Source organism: Luteolibacter sp., from assembly GCF_039920825.1.
Classification (GTDB): Bacteria; Verrucomicrobiota; Verrucomicrobiia; order Verrucomicrobiales; family Akkermansiaceae; genus Luteolibacter.
Map to the genome: position 1 here is coordinate 77,594 of NZ_JBDSCX010000053.1, position 7,158 is coordinate 84,751.

General features: G+C 58.0%; 8 protein-coding genes. All 8 read right to left on the reverse strand.

From position 1 onward, the window contains the following. Positions 1-7: 7 nt before the first annotated feature. The 8 genes from ABIQ96_RS16975 to ABIQ96_RS17010 all read right to left on the reverse strand — a co-directional run bounded on the left by ABIQ96_RS16975 (position 8) and on the right by ABIQ96_RS17010 (position 6,948). Positions 8-685 carry a response regulator transcription factor gene (locus ABIQ96_RS16975; RefSeq protein WP_348215814.1) on the reverse strand — a complete coding sequence of 226 codons (678 nt, stop codon included), beginning with the start codon at positions 683-685 and terminating at the stop codon, positions 8-10. Positions 686-866: 181 nt separating this feature from the next. Next, a complete protein-coding gene (locus ABIQ96_RS16980) occupies positions 867-1,631 on the reverse strand; it encodes a pseudouridine synthase (protein ID WP_348215815.1) in 765 nt (254 codons plus the stop codon). 72 nt (positions 1,632-1,703) lie between these two features. Further along, the gene (locus tag ABIQ96_RS16985; RefSeq protein ID WP_348215816.1) at positions 1,704-1,859 is read right to left on the reverse strand and encodes a small basic protein; all 156 of its coding nucleotides are present in this window, start codon (positions 1,857-1,859) and stop codon (positions 1,704-1,706) included. Between the two features lie 99 nt (positions 1,860-1,958). Further along, a complete protein-coding gene (locus tag ABIQ96_RS16990; RefSeq protein ID WP_348215817.1) occupies positions 1,959-2,600 on the reverse strand; it encodes a hypothetical protein in 642 nt (213 codons plus the stop codon). A gap of 344 nt (positions 2,601-2,944) precedes the next feature. After that, positions 2,945-3,709 (reverse strand): hypothetical protein, encoded by a 765-nt coding sequence (locus ABIQ96_RS16995; protein ID WP_348215818.1) that lies wholly within the window; start codon positions 3,707-3,709, stop codon positions 2,945-2,947. A gap of 222 nt (positions 3,710-3,931) precedes the next feature. Further along, a complete protein-coding gene (locus tag ABIQ96_RS17000) occupies positions 3,932-4,564 on the reverse strand; it encodes a hypothetical protein (protein ID WP_348215819.1) in 633 nt (210 codons plus the stop codon). A gap of 260 nt (positions 4,565-4,824) precedes the next feature. Next, positions 4,825-6,036 (reverse strand): tetraacyldisaccharide 4'-kinase, encoded by a 1,212-nt coding sequence (gene lpxK, locus ABIQ96_RS17005; protein WP_348215820.1) that lies wholly within the window; start codon positions 6,034-6,036, stop codon positions 4,825-4,827. A 159-nt stretch (positions 6,037-6,195) separates the two neighbouring features. Next, positions 6,196-6,948: a zinc metallopeptidase gene (locus ABIQ96_RS17010; protein ID WP_348215821.1), complete on the reverse strand. Its 753-nt coding sequence runs from the start codon at positions 6,946-6,948 to the stop codon at positions 6,196-6,198. Between the last annotated feature and the right edge of the window lie 210 nt (positions 6,949-7,158).

The following is a 7,158-nucleotide window of genomic DNA, read 5'->3' on the forward strand; positions in this document are numbered from 1 at the left end:
GAGCGGCTCAAGCGGTGGGTTTGATGGTGTAGCCGATCGAGCGGATCGTGTGGATCAGAGGGGTTTCAAATCCCGCATCGACCTTCTTGCGAAGACGGCCGATGAAGATTTCAATCGTTCGGGTATCATACTCGTGGTCGCGTTGCCAGACTCTTTCCGAGAGTTCGGTGCGGGTGAACACGCGGCCGGGTTCCTGCATGAGCACCTGCAGCACCTCGAACTCACGGGGAGAAAGTGAAATCGCCTCGGCCCCGCGCGACACTCTCCGCTGATGGACGTCCATGTGCAGATCCGCGACCCTGAGGATATCTTCCGCGGTTGACGTGGCACCTCGCCGGCCGAGCGCTTCGACACGGGCATTCAGCTCGTCCATGGAAAAGGGTTTCGCGACATAATCATCGGCCCCGGCATTCAGTCCCTTGATGCGATGGTCCACCTCGCCAAGAGCCGTTAGGATGATCACGCGCGAGGGCGAGTGGGCTTTCCGCATTTCCGCGAGCACTTCCATGCCGTTCATGGTGGGCAGGTTCAGATCCAGCACAACCAGATCCGGCATATCCCTGAACACGGCTGCAAGTCCCACCGCTCCGTCGTGTTCGACACGCACCTCATGCCCGCCGCGGTGCAGGGAACTGCTGACGTGGCGGGCCAACTGGGGCTCGTCTTCTATGACCAGGATGCGCATGACTTGGCCGGAGTATTCCGTTGCGCGGCCCTATTGCCAAGCCGCGGGTTGCGGTTTGGGGTTCCGGTTCCGGACAATTTCGGAACAGAGTTGTTACATTTGGCGGAGGGAGAATTCCCCACCCCATTGGAGAGGCATTCGGACAAATAGCAATCGGACTCCTGCCCGGATCAGAACAAACTCAGTCCGCCCTCTTCTTCCGAGGCTCGGCCGTTGCCTCGCGCTTCTTCGCGGGCTTGGCATTTCCTAACAACATTTGGACTTCCACCGCATTGAGCGCGGCCCAGGCACCGGGCTCCAGATCGCCGAGCCACAATTCGCCGATGCGCACGCGCAACAGCTTGGTCACCTGATAGCCGAGCGTGTCGAACATCACGCGGATCTGGCGTTTTGCGCCGTGGTCGAGGACCACCTTGATGCGTCGCGACGAAAGGCGTTCAATGGATTTCGCCTTCAGGCGGCCTTCCGGTGTGTAAACCCCTTCGAGAAATTGGTCGAGGTGGGCGTTCTCGAACGCCTGGTTCGAGGTGACGAGGTATTCCTTTTCCACCGACTTCGACGGATGCATCAACTGCTGCGAAAGGTCGCCGTCGTTCGTCAGAATGAGCAATCCTTCCGAATCCATGTCCAGCCGCCCGACATGGTGCAGCGAGTGGAGCGACGCCGGCAGCATCGAGTAAATCGTGTCCCGTCCGAGCTCGTCCTCACGCGTGCAGACGAATCCGCGCGGCTTGTGAAATGCGATGATCATCGTCTCGCGCGGAGCGACCCGTTTGCCATCCACCTTCACGTGATCGCCGGGCGAAATGCGCGTTCCCATGTTGATGCACGGGCTGCCATTCACCTCCACGCGGCCTTCCTTGATCAGTTCGTCGCAGGCGCGGCGCGAGCCCACGGCGCAGGACGCGAGGTATTTGTTGAGGCGGGTGCCGTCGTTGGTGGCCATGGGGATATAAATGCAAAAGGCGCGAAACCCGGTGGGATCCGCGCGTTTTGGAAATTCAAACGAGGAGAAGGATCAACCTTCGCCCTTGGTCTTCGGAAGTCCGACGGGGGACCGGCCGGCTTTCCATTCGCCGCGCTCCTTGAGGAGTTTGACGCGCTCGAAGCGCTTGAGAACGGAACGTTTGCCGCCGACGGTGGCGCTGGACTTGAGGCTGTTGTGCTTGGACATCTCGGAATGAGGTTAAAAGGTCGCGGGAGGCGGAAGCTAGGGACGCCTTTCCCCGGTGGCAATCCGAAAAAGGGGAAATTTTTTAAAACACCGCCCGACCTACTTCGGCCACCGCACATCCGGGGCCTTGCCGTTCCAAATCGGGTTGCCCGGATCAAGCAGGTCGCGTCCGTTGATGAGGATCCTTCCCGTGCCATCGATTGGGAGGGAAGTCACGGAGTTATCCAACCATAGAGCGACCGCTTTCCCGTCGAACGCTTTGGAGTCCACGGTTTTCGTCCCAGGGATGATGGGGCCGAACACCATTGGAATCGATGGATTGTCTTTCGTCGTAAGGCCGGAAACATACGCAAATCCCGTTTCGCCGTGCTCCAAGGCAGTAGCGTCAGAACTCCAATTCCCATCTGACTTCGAAGTGCTCCCCGTGCAGCTGGAGAACATTGATTCCGTCGTGGCGATACCAGACGCCAACACCTGAACGAAAACGTCGTTGGATGTCTTGTCGGAAAGCTTGAGGGAGGAGCCCGTCTTTCGCTTGAGTTCCATTGCGGTCGTGCTGTCGGGAAAACTTCCATACTCGGATTCAAACTCGAACAAACACATTCCGATCCCCTTGAGACTGCAGATCGCCGAAGTTTGATTTGCCTTCATCCGCTGCTTATTGACCATCGGCAGGATGACCCCCACCGAAAAGATGAGGATCGCGCCACGGAACAGCCACATCCATTTGTTGATCGGCACCCTCTGTTGAGCTCTTTCAAACGGCTGCGGCTGAAGTAGATCCTGCATCCCGCTAACATCTCCGCACCCGGCGTTCACATCAAGCCGGGAAATCTCCAGCGCCGGCGCAACTTGGACACCCAAGAAGAATTCAGCCGCAAAAAGGCGAAAAACGGGCGCAAAAATCCGATTCGTCCCATTGGCGTTGGACCGAAATCCGGATTTTTCAAGATGGCCCACCTTCCAAGGACCAGGTCCGTTTTAATGAACCTGCCATATCACCCTTTTTGCGTATTTTTCGCCTTTTTGCGGCTGAAAATCTTCCGATCATTTTGAGGCATCAGCCTGAGGAAAATTTCCCCCGGCTACTTCGGCCACCGCACGTCCGGGGCTTTGCCGTTCCAAATCGGGTTGCCCGGATCAAGGAGATCCTGGCCCAGGTACATGATCTTTCCGCTAGCATCGATTGGCACGGAAGTCACCGAATTGTCCAGTTTCAGAATGACCGCCTTGCCGTCGAAGGCTTTGACATCCAAGGTTTTCGTTCCGGGGATGATGGGGCCAAAAACGATTGGAATCGAGGGATTGCCCTTGCTCGACAAGCCCGAAACGTAAGCAAAACCCGTTTCGCCGTGCGCCAAGGCAGTGGCATCAGAACTCCAATTCCCATCTGGCTTCCAAATGCCCCCCGCGCAGCCGGAGAACATTGATTCCGTCGTGGCTACTCCCGACACCAACATCTGGACGAAAACGTCGTTGGATGTCTTGTCGGAAAGCGTGAGTGAGGAGCCCGTCTTCCGCTTGAGTTCCATTGCGGTCATCGTGTCGGGAAACCTTCCATACTCGGATTCAAACTCGAACAAGCACATGCCGATGCCCATGAGACTGCAGACCGCCGAAGTTTGATTCGCCTTTTTTCTCTGCCTCTCGACCATCTGCAGGATTACCCCCACCGAAAAGATGAGGCTCGCTCCCAGCAACAGCCACATCCATTTGTTGATCGGCTCCCGCTCATGGACTCTATCAAACGGCTGTGGCTGAAGTTGATCCGGCATCCCGCTAACATCTCCGCACCCGGCATTCACATCAAGCCGGGAAATCTCCAGCGGCGGCGCAACTTGGATACCCAAGAAGAATTCAGCCGCTAAAAGGTGAAAAACGGGCGCAAAAATCCGATTCGTCCCATTGGATTTGGACAGAAATCCGGATTATTCAAGATGGCCCACCTTCCAAGGACCAGGTCCGTTTTAATGAACCTGCCACATCACCCTTTTTTCGTATTTTTTCGCCTTTTTGCGGCTGAAAATCTTCCGATCACTTTGATGTATCAGCCTGAGGAAAATTACCCCCGGCTACTTCGGCCACCGCACGTCCGGGGCTTTGCCGTGCCAGAACGGCTGGCGTGGATCGAGGAGGTCCATGCCTTTGTAGATGATCTTCCCGGAGGAATCGATCGGCAGTCTCGTCACAGAGTTGTCCATTCTGAGCACTGCTGCTTTCCCGTCGTTCGATTTGCGGTCCAAGGTCGTGGTTCCCGGAATCACCGGGCCGAAAATCAACGGAGTGTCTGGATCACCCGTTGAAGCGAGTCCATAAATGTAGGCGAACCCACACTCGCCGTGAGCCAACACGGTCGCGTCCGAATTCCAGATCGCGTCAGGCTTTTTCGATGCTTTGGATTTCGCGTAGAACATAGACTCTGACTGGGCAATGCCGGCGGCGAACAATTGCGCGAAAAGGTCGTTGGAAGAGTGCCCGCCGAGTGTCAGCAAGCTACCACCCTTGCGTTTCACTTCCGCCACCGTGGAACTTTCCGGGAAATGCCCATACTCTGTCTCAAACTCAAAAAGCGCCATGCCGACTTGCCGGGCGTTATTGTAAATTTCGCGTTCGCCGTGGTCACGCATTCTCCCCATTTTCTGCAACACAAACAATAACAGCAGCAACACCATCGACCCCACGCCGATTTGGATCAGCCACTTCATCTTCTCCCGCGAGTACAGCGCAGCTTCACTGGGCGGCGGCGCGGGCGCATCCGGCGGTGGCTGGTGCAGAAGTTGATCCGGCATCCCGCTAACATCTTCCGCCGGGGCCTCCGCATCAAGCATTCAATCGCCGCCAGGCCTTGGACTGCGTGCAGCCTGCTGCCGCTTTTGCCCGGACAGCCTGCTGTCGGGCGGCGTTGAGAGGCCGCAGCAGGCTGCGAACCTCAAAGCGGCAGCAGGCTGCACGCAGTCCACGGGCCTCACGGCCGATACGCATCCCGGTTCCGCAGCACGGACTGGAACGCCGGCGGCGGGTTGCAGATCCGCTCGATGAGATCATCCCAGATCTCCTGCCCTTTCAGAATCTCCACCTCGATCCGTAGGAAAACCACCGGCACGTCGATGGACTCCGGCTTCGGGAAACGCACCGCGTCTTTCTCCGTCGTCACGATCAACTGCATGTCCCGCTCCACGCAGCGTTGCATGAACTGCTCCACCTCTTTCCGCGAAAACCGATAGTGATCGGAAAAACGCCGCCGGATTTCCACCCGCGCGCCCAATTTCTCCAACGCCCCCTCGAACGCCTCGGGCACCGCGATCGCGCTGATCGCCCCCACCCACTTGTCCTTGAGAAATTCCAACGGCTGGCGTTCGCGTGTGAAGACGTTTTCCAGATAGATCGGGCCGTGCGTGCACTCGATGATTTCCGCCGTTCTGTTCAATTTCCGGATGCGGGAAATCAATGCGTCGTTAGAACTACCGTCGCACTTCGTGATCAGGATGTAGCTCGCCCGGCGCAGGTTTTTCGGCGGCTCGCGCAGGGTGCCGCGCGGCAGCAGCGCCTCCGTCCCGAACGGCGATCCGGAATCAATCAGCACGATGTCGATGGAGTGCGCCAGATCGAGATACTGCATCCCGTCATCGAGCAACAACGTATCCGCGCCGAGTTGTCCGACCGCGAAGAGCCCGCCCTTCACCCGGTTCTTGTCCACCACCACCGCCACGCCATCGAGGTTCTTCGCGAGCATGAACGGCTCGTCGCCGGCGTATTTCGAATCCAATAAAAGCGCGCTGCCGGTCGATACCACTTTAGGCATTTTCTCCCCCGGAATCGGCCGGCCCTTCGTGTCCTGCCACTTCTGCGGGCGGTCGAGTTTCTTGCTTTTGTAGCCGCGGGAAAGGATCGCCACGCTGCGCCCGCGGTTGCGCAGCGACCTCGCCAGCAGCTCCACCACCGGCGTCTTGCCGGTGCCGCCCACCGTGATGTTGCCGATGGCCACCACCTGCGTCCCGAGATGCGCCTGCGGTTTCCAGCCCTTGCGATACCGCCGCAGCCGCAGTTGCACGATGATCCGGAAAATCCCGGAAAACACCCTCATCGCGAAGCTCATGAGCGTCGCCCGGAAGCCCTTGGCACGACCGAAGATCACATCCGCTCCCCAGCGTTCGAGTTCTTCGATTTGATCCTTCATTGCCTGCAAGGACCATGTCCCGCGCCGCTACTTGCGGGCAAGCGCCAAAGGAGGGTGGGACTGTGGCCCACCCGGCCGATGGCAGCCGAAAGAGAATAGCTTCGCGCGATCCTTTAGCGCCGCATCGGCTTCGTGGCCCGAAGTGCCACGCTCCTTAGGTCAGTTCCTGCGGTTCAGCGCCATCATCAGGAAGTAGAGAAACTGCGCGATGGAGCCCACTGCGGCGGCGACGTAAGTCATCGCGGCCCAGAAAAGAGCGTTTTTCGCGCGTTCATGCTCGATGCTCGAAGCAATGCCGCTGGATTCCATCCAGACAAGCGCGCGTTTGCTCGCATCGAACTCGACCGGCAGCGTGACGATCGAGAAAACCGTGGTCACCCCGAAAAGCACCACCCATCCCCACAGCATGATCGAACTGTGAAACAGTCCCATGCCGAGAAGACTCGCCCACATCATGTAGTTGAGCAGGTTGCTGGAAAGCTGGACGGCCGGCACCATCTTCGAGCGCAGGCCCAGCCAGGCATACGCCTGCTGATGCTGCACCGCGTGGCCGCATTCGTGCGCGGCCACGGCGGCGGCGGCCACGGAGTTCATCGAGTAAACGCCTTCACTGAGATTTACCGTCTTCTTGAGCGGGTCATAGTGGTCGGTGAGCTGCCCCGGCACACTAATGACCTTCACGTCATTGATCCCGTTCTGGCGCAACATCATCTCGGCCACCTCCGCACCGGTCATGCGGATCGGGATCTGCGAATACTCGGCGAAACGGCGCTTGAGAGTCCCGCTGATGAGGAAACTCACCAGCATCGAAATGCCGATGATCAGAATATAAGTCATCGAGAAGCCGCCCATCCCCTGTCCGCCCCCTTGGACGTAACCGATCTGCGCAAGCGAGAGAGTTTCTAAAATCATGCCGGAAGATTACGTTCCTGAGTTCCCGTCGCAACAGAATTCCCGTTGGAAAAAGCCCGGGATTTTCCAACGGGGCTTTGTATGTAGTTTAGCCCTTTAGGGCAATGCCTTTAAGGATTCGTGAAGATGATGGTTTTCAGGAGGGGTCTTGAGCTGGCGATTTTTGTCTTGGGCCAGTCTTTGATTGGTTGTCTCAGCGTTCGCGGGCAA